Here is a 14836-nt window from a genome sequence, read left to right as displayed (position 1 = left end):
GACCGTTCTTCAGATCAGTCTTTGCTGATCGGTGCGAGGAAGTTCGAGTCGAATGTTGGGCCGAGCTTGTAGCCCTTCACGCTGCCACTAACACCGGCAACTTCGGTCTGCTGAAAGAGCATCACGAATGGGCTCTGATCAAGGGCTTCCTGCTGAAGCTTCTGATAGATCGCGGCGCGCTTATCGTTGTCGCGTTCCAGAAGCGCAGACTTGGTTTCTTCGGTCAGCGCTGGAATGTCCCAGGCATTGCGCCATGCAAGCGTCTTGTTGGAAGCATCGTCGCCATTGTCCGGGTTCGACGTGAAGGCTTCAGCATTGGAGTTCGGATCCCAATAGTCCATGCCCCACTGACCGATATAGAGATCGTGGTTACGTGCACGATACTTGGTCAGCGTCTGCTTGCCATCGCCCGGAATGATGTCGATCTTTACGCCAGCTTTGGCAGCAGACTGCTGGAAGGATTCAGCAATACCGGTGACAGGCTGCGTGTTGCGAACGTCGAAGGTAATTGAGAGGCCGTCCTTAAGACCTGCCTTTTCGAGCAGTTCCTTCGCCTTTTCAACGTCGAGCTTGTATGGTGCAGCTTCGAGAGCGCCGAGAACACCCTTTGCCTGATAGGTCTGGCGAACTTCGCCAATACCCTTGATGAGGGTTGCGCCGATCGCATCGTAATCAACCAGATACTTGAAGGCTTCGCGAACTTCCGGCTTGGCCAGGTTCGGGTTTTTCTGGTTGAGCGAAATGTAATAGACGGTGCCCTTCGGAGCACTGGCGACAGCCAGATCCTTGTTCTTCTGAACGGCTTCCAGATCACCCGGTTCGAGATTGCGTGCGACATCGACGTCACCCGATTCAAGCATCAGGCGCTGTGTGGCGCTTTCCTTGACGTGACGATAGAACACGCGGGCGAGCTTCGCTTTTTCGCCATAGTAATTGTCGTTGCGTTCCAGAACGACGACTTCGTTTGCACGCCAGTCACGGATCTTGAATGGACCCGAACCTGCATAGCCAGTCTTAAGCCATGCTGCAGCATAGTCGGTTTCGTACTTATAATCGTCGGTTGGAGTGACCTTTACGGAATGCTCTTCGAGCAGCTTCTGGTCGACAACAGCGCCAATGGTGGCGGTAAGACAGTTCAGCACGAAGCTTGGAGCATAAGCCTTGTCGACTTTTAGAACGAAAGTGGCATCGTCAACTGCCTTGGCATTTTCTGTGACATTCTCGCCATTGAGACCGAACTGGGTCAGAATGAAAGCCGGGCTCTTGTCGAGGCGGACAGCGCGCTCGAACGAGTAGGCTACGTCTTTTGCGGTCAATGGGTTGCCAGAGGCGAACTTGATGTCTGGCTTCATCTTGAATGTGTAGGTGAGACCATCATCCGAAATGGTCCAGCTTGCAGCCACGCCTGGGACAACCTTGGATGTGTCGTTGGAGTCAAGACGCACCAGCATGTCATAGGCGTTGCCGATGAATTCTGCTGGCGTCAGCTCAAAGGATTCAGCTGGATCGAGCGTGATGGTGTCATCAATGGCCCAAGCCTGAACGAGCGTATCGGCAGGTGTTGCCGACAAAGCCGGATTTGCAGCCATAACTGCAGCAAGAGCTGCACCGGCTGCGAGAATACGAAAACGTCCGAAATGCATCATTTTAGTTCCCTTTCGTTGATTTTGTTTGGGATTTTGTTATCGAGCGATCAGGCTGCTTCGTGCCACGCCTGCTTCAAGACCCTTATCCAGTTTTCGCGGCAGAGTTTCGCGAGTTCTTGCTCACTATAGCCTGCATCGCGCAGGGCAGTGACGAGATTCTGCGTGCCGGCGGCATCACCGATTTCATTCGGAATGGTCGCGCCGTCGTAGTCGGAGCCAAGTGCTACGCAGTCGATGCCCATGCGCTCGACCATGTAATCAACATGGCGAACCATATCGGAAAGCGGTGTGTTGGCGTTTTCTTTGCCATCGCTGCGCAGCATGGTGGTCGCATAGTTGAGGCCAGCAAGACCTTTGCTCTCACGGATTGCATCCAGCTGGCGGTCGGTCAGATTGCGCGCAACAGGGGTGAGGGCGTGCACGTTTGAATGGCTGGCAATCAATGGCTGATCGCTCAGTTTAGCCACGTCCCAGAAGCCTTTTTCCGTGATGTGCGCAAGATCTATCAGAATGCCTTTGCGATTGCATTCCGTGACGAGCCGCTTGCCTGCTTCAGTAAGGCCGGGGCCGGTATCAGGGCTCATTGGATAGGCAAATGGCACGCCATGCGCGAAAATATTGTTCCGGCTCCAGACGGGGCCGAGCGAGCGCAGGCCGGCAGCGTAGAAAACGTCGAGAGCCGCAAGATCGGCATCGATGGCTTCGCAGCCTTCCATGTGAAGTACGGCGGCGAATGTGTCGCTGTTAAGCGTTTCATCCAGCTCTTTACCGTTACGGCAAAGCTTCCAACCACCCGCCTCTTCGAGGCGCAACGCCAGCGAAGCAAATTCAAGGGCAATGTCCAGCGATGGAGCGCGCTCCAGCGGCTGTGAAAGCGGCGTTTCATAGTGGCCATTTTCATCGGCCTTGCCGAGTTCGATATGGTGACCTGCCGGAATATAGATCGCACAGATACCGCCAGCCAGACCGCCCTTTAGCGACCGGGGCAGATCGATGTGACCAATCTTTGTGCCGTCGATGAATTCCTTGATCGGGTCACCGCCATTACGCTGGTTTTCCCAAAGACGCAGAAGGACATCATTGTGTCCGTCAAAAACGCGCTGCATTTTACATTCCTAGCTGAACGGCTGGGTAAGCTCGCCGCCCAATTCAAAGCCCGCCCGCAACAGGGTGTCAACACAAACGGAATTCATTCAGAATTGCGGATGATGAGCGCCCCACTCGAACTCGTGATATATAAGATGTTGCCCGCTAAAGGAGTCAAGCTCTCTGCTATCGAAGGTGGTATTTCTCGATTGGGAAACGGTGCAAAAACAAAAGGCTGCACGGGGAGTGCAGCCTTTTATGCAAAAATAGCATATACCGATGCTTAAACGGAATGAACTCCGCCTAAAAGCTATCAGAAGCGGTAGTTCACGCCTGCTTTGATCGAATGATTCTTCAGGTTGTTGTACTGGGTAACGCCGTTTACCTTGGATTTTACGTCGTTGAAGCGCTGGAAATCGTATTCGGCCTTAATCGAGATCGGGCCGGAAATTGCCTGCTCGACACCTGCGCCAATTAATGCGCCGCCTTCCCAGCCGGGAGCCGAAGTGGTTGCATCCTTGGCTTTGAATTTGGTTACGCCGTAACCTGCTGTGCCGTAAACGAGGGTCTTGTCGAACGCGTAGCCGACTTTGCCTTTTGCATTGCCGTTCCATGACTGCTGCAGGCTGCCACCGTTACCAATGCGGTGTTCGGCTTCTGCAAAATTACCTTCCAGCTCGCCGCCGAAAACGAGGTTACCGCTCTGCATGTTCTTGCCGACGACTGCGCCACCGAGGAAGCCAGTGCGGTTCGTGAATGGGCCTGGAACACGGGACGAAGAAGCGCCAATCTGAGCACCAACATAATTGCCGGACCAGTCGTGTGGGCCTGACGCAACAGGTTCATTGTAGGTGTAGTCGGATCCGCCCATCATGTCGGCCGCAAAGGATGGGCCAGCAAAGGCAACAATTGCGGCACCGAACGCCGTGGCGATGTATGAACGCTTCAACATTTTTTACTCCAGTTTTCCCGTCAAAAACGCTGGCGGGAAATATGCTTGAACTCTTCTTTGAGGGCGCGATTTGGCTAGCCCTCATGCTGTTTGCTTCGTCGCTTGTGAATGTGTCCAAATTTAAGAAAATTCGAGCTAATTCGCAGGGGCAGACCTGCGTTTTCGTTCATATGCTTAATGAAAGGTAACGATCCACAGCCCCTAGAGCATAATTCCTTAAACTTGGATCAGTTTAAGGTAAAATTATGCTCTAATTTTAAAGTGTTAGAGCGACCTTTGCGCGCCCAATAGGGTGCCCGGCGCTCTAGAGCATTTCCTGTTTTTTTGAATCATTGGAAATGCTCTATCTCTTTGTTTTTTCGCATTATCCGACGCAAAACCGCTTCGCACTTTTGCTGGAAATGCTCTAAATCAGTTTCAGCCCGCGCATGCTGATATGGCCGTGTTTGCCGACGATGATGTGGTCATGCACGGCAATGCTTAACGCTTTCGCAGCATCAATCAGCAGCTTGGTCATGTCGATGTCGGCGCGTGATGGTGTCGGGTCGCCCGATGGGTGATTGTGGACGACAATAATTGCTGTGGCTGAAAGCTCGAGCGCGCGGCGCACGACTTCGCGCGGATAGACCGGGGTATGATCGACTGTCCCTTGTTGTTGCACTTCGTCTGCGATGAGGCGGTTCTTTTTGTCGAGAAACAGCACCCGGAATTGTTCGCGCGTCTCATAGGCCATCGCTGTCGTGCAATATTGTACGACCTGGCTCCAGGAGCCGAGCACTTCACGTTCCATCACCATGCTTCGGGCAGACCGTTTGGCAATCGCTTCGACGATTTTAAGTTCCATAGCAATGGAAGGGCCGACACCAGGTGTTTCGGCAATCAGTTTTTCAGGCGCACCAAGAACTTCGGCGAGAGAGCCAAAGCGGGTGAGCAAGGACTTTGCAAGCGGCTTGGTATCAGCACGCGGTATGACCCGGAAAAGAAGAAGTTCAAGCAGTTCATAGTCTGCGAGTGCATCGGGAGCGTTCTTGAAGCGCTGACGCAACCGGTCACGATGACCCAAATGGTGCGGCTTCTCCAGCGAAGCCGCCATTTGTATGCCTTCATTGAAGCCGGGAATGTCGATGCTTCCCGGTTTTTTGTCGTTTGATGCCATTCTGTTTAAACCCCCGCAGAAACAGACAGACAGACAGTATGGAAAACTTTTTACCGCATGGATGGCGGGCCGAAAACATTCTTTGGTGACAGCGTGAAGATTTCACAGCCGTCTTTGGTGACGCCGACAGTATGCTCATATTGGGCAGTAAGCGAGCGGTCGCGTGTCACTGCGGTCCAGCCATCGGCCAAAACCTTCACGCCCGGTTTACCGAGGTTGATCATTGGCTCGATCGTGAAGATCATGCCTTCCTTGATCTCAACGCCTTCGTTGACAGTGCCATAATGCAGAATGTTCGGCGCATCATGGAAAAGCTGGCCGACGCCATGGCCGCAGAAATCGCGAACCACGGAGCAACGTTCACCTTCCGCATAGGTCTGGATAGCCGCGCCAATCGCACCGGTTTTAGCACCTGGTTTGACTGCAGCAATGCCGCGCAGAAGACTTTCGTATGTTACCTCAAGCAGACGCTCAGCAGCGCGCTTGATATCGCCAACCGCATACATGCGGCTTGAGTCACCATGCCAGCCATCGAGCAGATAGGTGACGTCGATATTGACGATATCGCCTTCGCGTAATGGCTTGTCGTCAGGAATGCCGTGGCAGACCACGTGATTGATCGATGTGCAGGTTGATTTGGTATAGCCGCGATAGTTCAACGTCGCCGGGAAAGCGCCGTTATCCATGCCAAACTCAAACACGAAGCGATCAATCTCGTTGGTCGTGATACCGGGCTTTACAATATCATTGAGTGCATCGAGACAACGGGCGGTGAGGTTGCAGACCTTGCGCATACCTTCAAAAGCGTCCGGGCCATAAAGCCTGATCTGCCCCGTGTATTTCATCGGTGCGCTTGTCGCTTCGATATAAGTCACCATCTCAATCCGTCTTTCCAGAGCGTTTTTCGATCTGATGGGATCAGATCAGCGCCCTATCGTTTATTTTGACACGCATCTTAGTCCGAAAAACATTCCGTACTTTTCGGTGCGCGCGCTAATACTCTATCGGCACTACAGTTTCAGCATCGATGCCGTTTTCCGTTATTTGGCATCGAATAGCCCAAGCCTCAACCCCAGCGGCCCTTGCTCGATCAAATGCGCGTGCATAAGCAGGGTCGAGATCGCCTGAGATGCTGAATCTGTTGCAATCGCTTCGCTGGATAATAAACACCATCACGCCCCGATAGCCAGCGGATACCACATCAGCGAGCTCATCGAGATGTTTCGCACCGCGCGTAGTGACGGTATCGGGAAACTCGGCAAGGGTAGGCGTGCGAATGAAGTGAACATTCTTCACCTCCACATAGGCACGAGGTCGATCACCTTCATCGAGAAGAATATCAATACGGGAATTTCGGCCATATTTCTGTTCGCGTTTGAGAAGCCCATAATTTTTCAAATCGGGAATCATTCCCGATAGAATGGCTTCTTCCGCGATTTTGTTGGGCAGACCCGTATTCACGCCAACAAGCGTGTTGTCAGCTTCAACAATCTGGAGCGTATGCGGGTATTTGCGATGAGGGGCATCCGACACACTCAACCAGACGCGGGAGCCGGGAGCAGTCAGGCCGAGCATGGAGCCGGTATTGGGAACCGAGGCGGTAATAAAGCTTCCATCGTCAAGCGTAACGTCGGCGAGGAATCTTTTATAGCGCCGTTCTAAGCGACCGGTAACAAGGGGAGTGGGGAAAAGCATGAGCCGATGTAGGCTCATGAATGCTCTGTTGCAAGTAGGTTGATCGGATGGATCAGAACAGAACCCTGGCCACGTCTGCCCAGCTCATATCTGCTCCAAGGACCAGCATTGCTGCGATGAGCCCCGCGCTGAGCAAGGTGAGCGTTGTTCTCGTTTCACTGGTCATCTTCATCACCACCAAATCAATCATGAGTTGGTGGGAATTTTGCGCGGGATTTAGCCTGCAATGTGATGTGAAGATGGCTATTCGGGGTATTTTGCGGGCAATTTATCGGAAGAATAAAGGGGCACCAAAGCGCCTATTCCTTCACCCAGTTGAAAACCAGCTCTTCACGGAATGCAAAGCGCACGATGTGGCTTGCGACGACGTCTTCCATCTGTGAAAGGCTTTCTTCGGGTGCTTCAACCGTTGTAACGAGATTATCCGGTTTAGCATCCATCAACACGATGCGATTCTCGCCAAGGTCGATTCGACCATGTTCGGGCGTGAACTCAACGGTGAACTTATGCGCCCAATGTTTGCATAGTTGTTGCAAATAGCGGCTGGCGTGTGTGGTTGGTACGATTGCTGTTGTTTTAGCCATAATCTTGCTGTCCATTTTCAAGTTTTACGGACAGTGCGTAACATTGCAATCGAAGCGATGTCACTGAAGAAGATATCAATTTTTCGGGAGAAAAATAAAAACCAGCAAGTGGTACGCCCAAGGGGAATCGAACCCCTGTCTGCGCCGTGAAAGGGCGCTGTCCTAACCGCTAGACGATGGGCGCCTGTTGCTGGTGTGGGTCGGCTTATAGGCAGGAAAATTCTGACGCGCAAGCCCTTTTTTAGAAATTATCCAATAAAAATTCATCTGCACAGTTCAGGCGAGGTTTCCAGCGAAAACAAGGAGATAGTCAGGATCTTGAAAGGTGTGCATGTCGAAAATCTGACGGCAAGCCTGGCAGTGGAGCGGCTCGTCTTTACATACAGTCAGCGATGTTTCTGGAAAAGAAAAACCAGCAAGTGGTACGCCCAAGGGGAATCGAACCCCTGTCTGCGCCGTGAAAGGGCGCTGTCCTAACCGCTAGACGATGGGCGCCTGTTGCTGGTGTGAGTGGGCTTATATTCAGGAAGAACCTGACTCGCAAGCCCTTAATCTAACTTTTCTAAAAAAAACTCAGATTAGGCCGAATTTACGTACTGCCGCACTGTGGATGACGTGCTCAACCCTTTGTAAAATAACAAAAAAGCCGGGATTTTATATCCGGCTTTTCTTCCTTATGATTTACGGCAGCTCCAGTTCCAATCACGTTCCGGCCCCACATCCACGTGAACTGACGTGGTATGGCAATAGGTGCCAACGCCGCCACGTCCCGGCATATTGCGGGCGAAACGGGCGATTTCGTGCTTTGAAACGCCATCGATCTGAATATCGGCTGCGGCACAAATCATATGAAGTGATTTGCGAGCGCCATTGACCTTGCGATTGTAAGATGGACTGCGGTAGCCCGATGTAACCATGACAGGCTTACGGAAGTGCCGTTCCATGGTTTTTAGCATGCTAACAAGTTGTGGCTTGAGACAGGCTACATCCACTGTTTCGCGCTGCACCTTAAGGCCGTTTGGCGTAAGGCGTGCGAGGCCGGGAGCCGATGCCAGCTGGACGCCAGCGTAATCATCATACTCGTTGGCATCGATATCGCTGTCGTCGTAAATGCTTTTGCGATGCTTGATTTCGAACCCACCATTGGGGCGCACGCCAGGCAGCGAATAATTATATTCATGCTTTGATTTGGCGCCCGGCCTTACGACCGCAAGTTTCTTATTTTGTGAGGTGCCTGAACCGCTTGCAGCTTCATCGTTAAAGAGGCGCGCAATGCTACCTTGACCTGCGGTAGTAGGACGTTGTGGCGAGGCAAAGGCGTTGGCATTTTTGGCTGAGCCAAATAGCGAGGTGACCTGCGTCGGTTTTTCTGATTCGGCGGGCTTAGGCGATTCAGCCTGTTTGGTCTCTTCTGCCGCAGGCTTGGTCTCAGCGGCAGCAGCCTGCTCTTTTGTCTGTTCCGGCTTTGCAGCTTCTGTCGCTTCAGGGGTAGGTTCGGGCGTTGCAGCTGCTGGAGATTCGCTCGATTTCTTGCCAAACATGCCAAACAGGGAAGTCGACTTCGTCTGCGGGGCGAGGGCTGCGACCTGAATCGATCCGTCTTGAGCTGATTCTGCTTCAGTTGCTGCGACTGTTGTCGGCTTTTGTTCTTTATCGGCTGGCTTTGCTTCAGCGACAGTGGTTTTCGCTGTGTTGGCCGTTGCAACGGTCTTTTGTGTTTCGCTCTTACCGGCTTCGCCAGACGCTTCGGCTGCGACCGTCTGATCGGCTGCACTCTGAAGCGTGTCGGCAATCATGGAACCATCGGCGCTGTTCGTCATTTGTAAAGGTGACGTGCCGTTGCCAGTAGACGTGCAGGATGACAGAACGAGCGCAAGGAGGGCTACGCTACCTGAAAGTAGTCTTCTGGTTGTCCGATGCGATGGTTCTGCGAATTTCAATGTCTGCTCCAGATCGACGTTTCAGCTTTTCGGCCTGTACCAGCCTGATAATCCGAAAAAAATCGGCGTCCTGCTGATTTCGGGAGAGTAGTTCTCCCGTGTGAAACCCGCGACAATCAATCGATGGCGAGCTTACTCACAGAAACCGGTCGTCTGGACCGGGGTAGATAAACCAAGAGTTTCAGCGCTTTATTACGAATACATCATATTTGTAATCGCGTTGACGCGTGAATGTATAAATCACTGACTGATCATTTGTAACCAATTTTTAGGATTTTTACCTGCCAAACGCAACTATTGAAAGCACTATGTGTTTCATGCGGGCGTAAACTACACGCATATTACAGCGATATAACGCAATATTACTGATTGTAATTTTTGTTTATACTTGCCGATGGTCGCCGTTTCAGACGGTGAGGAATGTCCCAATTTCAACTCGCTTGTTGACATGACACATCGAGTTGGTGCTATCCCTTTCACATTATATTATCTGTGTTGAGCTAGGTAACCCTCCTGGCGCATTCAGAACATCAAGATCGGACCGGAAACATGACCAAGAGCACGCGGCAGATTGCCAATCTTATGCTGGCAGCAACGGCCGTGGCGTTTCTTGCGGGCTGTGCCGGTGGTCCTGAATTTCAGGGTACGCCGCAGGAAGGTGCCAAGCGTTCGGATACCTATCCAACCTTTGGCCGCATGCCAAAGGCCGCGACCACTCAGATCACCCCGGAAGAAAAAGCACAACTTACTTCCAAGCTTGATTCTGACCGCACACGTCTTGCGGCCACTCGTTCTTCCAATGCAGCGATGACGCCTGCTCAGGCTGCTGCCTTGCGCAAACAGGCGCAGGAAGAAACAGATGCCACCCTCAAGCAGATCGAATCCGGAGCAGAGTAGCCTTTTTCAACGGAAAAAAGCTTCATTTCAGGACTGTAACAAGTCTCGACCCGATTCGATAACAGGTGTATAGCTCCTAACCCGGTGCATACGCGCCGTTTCATTCAACCCCCCTTCTGGAACAGGATCATGTCGGAAGAATTTCATAAAGTCCGTCGTTTGCCACCTTATGTCTTTGAACAGGTTAATCGCCTGAAGGCATCGGCGCGAGCGGCCGGCGCCGACATCATAGATCTCGGAATGGGTAATCCTGATCTGCCGACGCCAAAAAATATCGTCGACAAGCTTTGCGAAGCTGTTCAGGATCCACGTGCGCATCGCTATTCATCGTCGAAGGGTATTCCCGGCCTTCGTCGTGCACAGGCACAATATTATGCGCGCCGTTTCGGAGTGAAGCTCAATCCGGATACACAGGTTGTTGCGACGCTAGGTTCCAAGGAAGGCTTCGCCAATATGGCGCAGGCCATCACGGCGCCGGGTGATGTCGTGCTTTGCCCGGACCCGACTTATCCGATTCACTCATTCGGCTTCATCATGTCGGGCGGCGTGATCCGTTCAATCCCTGCAAAGCCTGATGAAGAGTTTATCCGTGCGCTGGATCGTGCGGTAAAGCACTCCATCCCAAAGCCGCTCGCGCTGATCCTGAACTTCCCTTCGAACCCGACGGCTTATACCGCGACGTTGGATTTCTATAAGGACGTGGTCGATTTCGCGCGAAAGAATGACCTGATCATTCTGTCGGATCTCGCTTATTCGGAAATCTATTTCGACGACAACAATCCACCACCATCGGTTCTTGAAGTGCCGGGTGCGATGGATGTTGCGGTCGAATTCACGTCGATGTCGAAAACATTCTCGATGCCGGGCTGGCGTATGGGCTTTGCAGTGGGCAATGAGCGCCTGATTGCGGCACTTACCCGTGTGAAGTCTTACCTCGATTATGGCGCGTTCACACCTATTCAGGTTGCGGCAACCGCTGCACTCAATGGTGACGGCTCTGACATTGCCTATGTACGTAATGTCTATAAGCAGCGTCGTGATGTGTTGGTGGATAGCTTTGGCCGGGCAGGCTGGGATGTACCTCCGCCAGCTGCAACGATGTTCGCATGGGTTCCGATTCCAGAGCGCTTCCGCGCGCTGGGCTCGCTCGAATTCTCGAAGCTGCTGGTTGAGATGGCCGATGTGGCTGTTGCTCCGGGTGTCGGCTTTGGCGAACATGGCGACGAGTATGTTCGTATCGCACTGGTTGAGAACGAGCATCGCATCCGTCAGGCTGCACGCAACATCAAGCGTTTCCTGTCCGCCAAGGACGAGAATCTGCAGAATGTCATTCCGCTTGAAGGCCGCCGTTAAGCGGTTTTAACCAAGCAAAGCAGGGGCCGCATGTTATCGGCCCTTGTTTCCCACCACGTACAAATTCAACAGTTCAGAAAGACAGAACAATGAGTGATGCATTGCGGATCGGCGTTGCCGGACTGGGCACCGTTGGTGCTTCGGTGTTGCGTATTCTACGTGACAAGGCCGAAATGCTCACTCGTCAGTGCGGTAAGCAAGTTACGGTTACAGCGGTGAGCGCACGCGACCGAACTCGGGATCGCGGCGTTGATCTTGATGGAATTGAATGGTTTGACGATCCGATTGAATTGGCGAAAAGCGCCGACATTGATGTGTTCGTTGAACTGATCGGCGGCGATGAAGGTCCGGCCAAAGCATCGGTCGAAGCTGCATTGCGCGCAAGCCGTCATGTGGTGACCGCCAACAAGGCGCTTCTCGCAAAACATGGCGTGGCATTGGCCAAGATCGCTGAAGAAAAGGGCGTGCTTCTCAATTTTGAAGCAGCCGTTGCTGGCGGTATTCCCGTCATCAAGGCGATGCGTGAATCGCTGACCGGCAATACGGTTTCGCGCGTTTACGGTATCATGAACGGTACCTGTAACTACATCCTTACCCGCATGTGGGAAGAGGGCATCTCGTTCGAGGATTGCCTGGCAGATGCACAGCGCCTTGGCTATGCTGAAGCTGATCCCACTTTTGATATTGAAGGCAATGACACGGCGCACAAGCTTGCGCTGCTCACAAGTCTCGCATTCGGCACACAGATTGCTGCCGACGATATTTATCTCGAAGGCATCAGCAATATTTCTCTGGCCGATATTCGTGCGGCCGATGAGCTTGGCTATCGTATCAAGCTGCTCGGTGTTGCGCAGAAGACCGATACCGGCATCGAACAGCGTGTGCATCCGACCATGGTTCCGACTTCGTCGGTGATTGCTCAGGTGCATGGCGTGACCAATGCGGTTGCTATTGAGACCGATCTTCTCGGCGAACTGCTGCTTTCTGGTCCGGGCGCTGGTGGCAACGCGACTGCATCGGCTGTCATCGGTGATCTGGCAGATATTGCCAAGAGCCGCCCCGGCTTCCAGCATGGTCCGGTTTTCGGCACTCCTGCGAAGGCCTTGCAGCCTTATAAGCGCGCAAAAATGCGCAAACATGCCGGTGGCTATTTCATTCGCCTGACAGTCTATGATCGCATCGGTGCATTTGCGGCAATTGCCAAGCGCATGGCCGAGAATGACATTTCGCTTGAATCAATCGTTCAGCGTCCTCTGATGGACAGTGACGTGAGTGACGGTATCAAGACGGTTATTCTCGTCACGCATGAGACGACTGAAGCTGCAGTGAAGAAGGCGCTTGAAGCGATCTTCAAGGACGATCATCTGGTGAGCAAGCCACAGATGATCCGTATCGAACGTGCAGGCTGACATACTCCAATAAGGTTGCCGCTCTTGAAGGGCGGCAACGTTTTTGCTAGAACGCACCCATCGGAATAATCCGATTTAGAGACAAACACGGAAAAGGAGGGCTGTAAGATGGAAGTGACACGTCACGATCGTCATCGTCAGTATGGCCCTGATTTTGCCCTGCAGCATTAAATTGTGCAGGGCCGATTAAGACTGAAATCAAAGTCTTTTTCTGCCTTTTCTAAAGGCGCAGCTTGAATTGCTGTAGCCGAAAATTTGCAAGCACTTCGATCGAAGCTATTTGGACGCTGTTCATCAGTGCTTGGGCCAAATTGGGCTTATTGCCATGTCTCTTATCTCTGTTCAAAATCTTTCGCTCACGCTCCATGAAACCCTGTTCTCTAACCTCGATTTCGTCTTGGATGAAGGCGAGCGGTTAGGGGTTGTTGCCGCCAATGGTCGCGGAAAGACCAGTCTTTTGCGCCTTATTGTGGGTGAGGGGGAGCCGACCAGCGGTGCTATAACCCGCTCGCGTGGACTGAAGGTTGGCTATGTAAGCCAGTATGTCTCCGATGATCTGATGGATCTGTCTTTCTATGACGTTGTACTCGGCGGACTGGACGAAGATGCGCGCGACTATGAAAGCTGGCGCGCTGATATTGTACTCGACGATCTCAACGTTCCTGCTGAATTGCGTGAGCTTACCATTCGTCAGCTCAGTGGCGGCTGGCAGCGGCTTGCGCTTCTGGCACGCACATGGGTTTCCGACCCTGACGTGCTTTTGCTGGACGAGCCGACCAACCATCTCGACCTTGAGAAAGTGCATCTGCTGGAAAACTGGCTTGATGCGCTCCCGCGTTCAGTAGCCGTCATTGTTTGCAGTCACGACCGTGCCTTTCTCGACGTGGTAACGAAACGAACGCTTTTCTTGCGCGCGGAGAAGTCGGTTGTCTTTGCTTTGCCTTATAGTCAGGCGCGTGTGGCGCTTGACGAGATTGATGCGGCCGATGCCCGTCAGTTTGAAAAGGACATGAAGACTGTTCAGCAATTGCGCAGACAGGCAGCCAAGCTCAATAATATAGGCATCAATTCCGGCAGCGACTTGCTGGTGGTAAAGACCAAGCAACTGCGTGCGCGGGCTGAGAAGATAGAGGAAAGTGCGAAAGCCGCGCATGTCGAGCGCTCTGCGGGCAAGATCAAGCTTGACGGTCGCGGCAGTCATGCCAAGGCACTGATCGTGATCGATCAGGCCGAGATTGCAACGCCGGATAACCGATCACTTTATAAAACCGGTCAATTCTGGATCAATCCCGGCGATAGAATAGTAGTGCTTGGTGCTAATGGTACAGGCAAGACTCGGCTCCTGACACTGGTTCGGGAAGCGATACTAAATCCGGAAGGGTCACTTGCAGGCATCAAGGCGACGCCTTCGCTGGTGCTGGGCTATAGCGATCAGGCTTTGTCCGAGCTGAATGGTTACTGGACGCCGTTTGAAACGATCATGAAGCGTTTCGATGTTGGCGATCAACGTGCTCGATCTTTGCTGGCCGGAGCGGGTATGACACTGGAAATGCAAGCCAAACCTTTGTCCCGGCTTTCGGGTGGGCAGAAGGCGCGTCTTGCCATGCTGGTTCTGCGTCTGACCAAGCCGAATTTCTACATTCTCGATGAGCCAACCAACCATTTGGACATTGATGGCCAGGAAGCGCTCGAAGCCGAATTGCTGAGCGATGAAACTGCGAGCCTCATCGTATCGCATGATCGCAGTTTTGTGCGCAATGTGGGCAATCGTTTCTGGGTGATCGACAGAAAAAAGCTGCTCGAAGTGGATAGCCCGGAGGTTTTCTTTGAAACAATTGCAGGTTGATCAATAGGTAATTCTTCTGGTTGCTTTCGCGCTTTCTGGTAACATTTATCGGGTGTGTTGGTTCACGCCCGATCAGGACATGAAACCAAGCGTGTAGAGCTAAATCGATTAAGAGCTTGAGAGCAAAATATTTTTACCGTTCTTTCTGTTGCAGGAACCTCTTTCTCTTGCAGAGAACCGGGGACTTTGACAAAAGATTTGCATAATGTCGCTATAAGCAGCGACACTGGCGTTATACGAACGCATCAACGTAATTCGAATTCAGGACTTTG

General features: G+C 52.5%; 13 protein-coding genes and 2 tRNA genes. 5 read left to right on the top strand and 10 right to left on the bottom strand.

The window, feature by feature from the left end; genetic code table 11:
• Window positions 1–14: 14 nt before the first annotated feature.
• Together ACSME1_RS02190 and ACSME1_RS02185 are read right to left on the bottom strand one after the other, a co-directional pair.
• On the bottom strand, window positions 15–1646 hold the full coding sequence (locus tag ACSME1_RS02190; RefSeq protein WP_105705823.1) for an ABC transporter substrate-binding protein: 1632 nt from the start codon (window positions 1644–1646) through the stop codon (window positions 15–17).
• Between the two features lie 47 nt (window positions 1647–1693).
• The gene (locus ACSME1_RS02185; protein WP_105705824.1) at window positions 1694–2752 is read right to left on the bottom strand and encodes a dipeptidase; all 1059 of its coding nucleotides are present in this window, start codon (window positions 2750–2752) and stop codon (window positions 1694–1696) included.
• On the opposite strand from ACSME1_RS02185, the gene ACSME1_RS02180 reads away from it, so the two are divergent.
• Window positions 2729–3019, top strand: a complete 291-nt coding sequence (locus tag ACSME1_RS02180; RefSeq protein WP_105642854.1) for a hypothetical protein — start codon at window positions 2729–2731, stop codon at window positions 3017–3019. The genes ACSME1_RS02185 and ACSME1_RS02180 overlap by 24 nt on opposite strands.
• 26 nt (window positions 3020–3045) lie before the next feature.
• Here the strand turns inward: ACSME1_RS02180 and ACSME1_RS02175 are convergent, their stop codons facing one another.
• The 8 genes from ACSME1_RS02175 to ACSME1_RS02140 form a co-directional block, all read right to left on the bottom strand.
• Window positions 3046–3684: an outer membrane protein gene (locus ACSME1_RS02175; RefSeq protein ID WP_105705826.1), complete on the bottom strand. Its 639-nt coding sequence runs from the start codon at window positions 3682–3684 to the stop codon at window positions 3046–3048.
• A gap of 406 nt (window positions 3685–4090) precedes the next feature.
• Window positions 4091–4840 carry a RadC family protein gene (radC, locus tag ACSME1_RS02170; protein ID WP_094539795.1) on the bottom strand — a complete coding sequence of 250 codons (750 nt, stop codon included), beginning with the start codon at window positions 4838–4840 and terminating at the stop codon, window positions 4091–4093.
• Window positions 4841–4890: 50 nt separating this feature from the next.
• On the bottom strand, window positions 4891–5718 hold the full coding sequence (gene map, locus ACSME1_RS02165) for a type I methionyl aminopeptidase (protein WP_105705827.1): 828 nt from the start codon (window positions 5716–5718) through the stop codon (window positions 4891–4893).
• A 115-nt stretch (window positions 5719–5833) separates the two neighbouring features.
• The gene (sfsA, locus tag ACSME1_RS02160) at window positions 5834–6535 is read right to left on the bottom strand and encodes a DNA/RNA nuclease SfsA (RefSeq protein WP_105705828.1); all 702 of its coding nucleotides are present in this window, start codon (window positions 6533–6535) and stop codon (window positions 5834–5836) included.
• Window positions 6536–6834: 299 nt separating this feature from the next.
• On the bottom strand, window positions 6835–7119 hold the full coding sequence (locus ACSME1_RS02155; RefSeq protein ID WP_024899037.1) for a DUF2218 domain-containing protein: 285 nt from the start codon (window positions 7117–7119) through the stop codon (window positions 6835–6837).
• A 109-nt stretch (window positions 7120–7228) separates the two neighbouring features.
• Window positions 7229–7303 (bottom strand) — tRNA-Glu (locus ACSME1_RS02150).
• A 236-nt stretch (window positions 7304–7539) separates the two neighbouring features.
• Window positions 7540–7614, bottom strand: a tRNA-Glu gene (locus tag ACSME1_RS02145).
• 179 nt (window positions 7615–7793) lie between these two features.
• Window positions 7794–9059, bottom strand: a complete 1266-nt coding sequence (locus tag ACSME1_RS02140; RefSeq protein ID WP_105705830.1) for a D-Ala-D-Ala carboxypeptidase family metallohydrolase — start codon at window positions 9057–9059, stop codon at window positions 7794–7796.
• A 549-nt stretch (window positions 9060–9608) separates the two neighbouring features.
• On the opposite strand from ACSME1_RS02140, the gene ACSME1_RS02135 reads away from it, so the two are divergent.
• The 4 genes from ACSME1_RS02135 (at window position 9609) to ACSME1_RS02120 (ending at window position 14564) form a co-directional block, all read left to right on the top strand.
• On the top strand, window positions 9609–9956 hold the full coding sequence (locus tag ACSME1_RS02135; protein WP_024899039.1) for a hypothetical protein: 348 nt from the start codon (window positions 9609–9611) through the stop codon (window positions 9954–9956).
• 129 nt (window positions 9957–10085) lie between these two features.
• Window positions 10086–11309, top strand: a complete 1224-nt coding sequence (locus tag ACSME1_RS02130) for an LL-diaminopimelate aminotransferase (RefSeq protein WP_024899040.1) — start codon at window positions 10086–10088, stop codon at window positions 11307–11309.
• A gap of 89 nt (window positions 11310–11398) precedes the next feature.
• Window positions 11399–12718 (top strand): homoserine dehydrogenase, encoded by a 1320-nt coding sequence (locus ACSME1_RS02125; protein ID WP_024899041.1) that lies wholly within the window; start codon window positions 11399–11401, stop codon window positions 12716–12718.
• A gap of 325 nt (window positions 12719–13043) precedes the next feature.
• A complete protein-coding gene (locus ACSME1_RS02120) occupies window positions 13044–14564 on the top strand; it encodes an ABC-F family ATP-binding cassette domain-containing protein (protein ID WP_024899042.1) in 1521 nt (506 codons plus the stop codon).
• Window positions 14565–14836 lie beyond the last annotated feature (272 nt).

This window comes from Brucella pituitosa (genome assembly GCF_965577835.1).
Taxonomy (GTDB): Bacteria; Pseudomonadota; Alphaproteobacteria; order Rhizobiales; family Rhizobiaceae; genus Brucella; species Brucella pituitosa.
The sequence above is the reverse complement of the archived record's forward strand: the minus strand, read 5'-3'. Positions and strand labels throughout refer to the sequence as shown.

What these genes read in the sequence shown, in the direction of transcription:
- ACSME1_RS02130 (WP_024899040.1), top strand. Translation starts at nt 10,086, where the DNA reads ATGTCGGAAGAATTTCATAAAGTCCGTCGTTTGCCACCTTATGTCTTT.
- sfsA (WP_105705828.1), bottom strand. Translation starts at nt 6,535, where the DNA reads ATGCTTTTCCCCACTCCCCTTGTTACCGGTCGCTTAGAACGGCGCTAT.
- ACSME1_RS02155 (WP_024899037.1), bottom strand. Translation starts at nt 7,119, where the DNA reads ATGGCTAAAACAACAGCAATCGTACCAACCACACACGCCAGCCGCTAT.
- ACSME1_RS02175 (WP_105705826.1), bottom strand. Translation starts at nt 3,684, where the DNA reads ATGTTGAAGCGTTCATACATCGCCACGGCGTTCGGTGCCGCAATTGTT.
- ACSME1_RS02190 (WP_105705823.1), bottom strand. Translation starts at nt 1,646, where the DNA reads ATGATGCATTTCGGACGTTTTCGTATTCTCGCAGCCGGTGCAGCTCTT.
- ACSME1_RS02120 (WP_024899042.1), top strand. Translation starts at nt 13,044, where the DNA reads ATGTCTCTTATCTCTGTTCAAAATCTTTCGCTCACGCTCCATGAAACC.
- map (WP_105705827.1), bottom strand. Translation starts at nt 5,718, where the DNA reads ATGGTGACTTATATCGAAGCGACAAGCGCACCGATGAAATACACGGGG.
- ACSME1_RS02135 (WP_024899039.1), top strand. Translation starts at nt 9,609, where the DNA reads ATGACCAAGAGCACGCGGCAGATTGCCAATCTTATGCTGGCAGCAACG.
- ACSME1_RS02185 (WP_105705824.1), bottom strand. Translation starts at nt 2,752, where the DNA reads ATGCAGCGCGTTTTTGACGGACACAATGATGTCCTTCTGCGTCTTTGG.
- ACSME1_RS02125 (WP_024899041.1), top strand. Translation starts at nt 11,399, where the DNA reads ATGAGTGATGCATTGCGGATCGGCGTTGCCGGACTGGGCACCGTTGGT.
- radC (WP_094539795.1), bottom strand. Translation starts at nt 4,840, where the DNA reads ATGGCATCAAACGACAAAAAACCGGGAAGCATCGACATTCCCGGCTTC.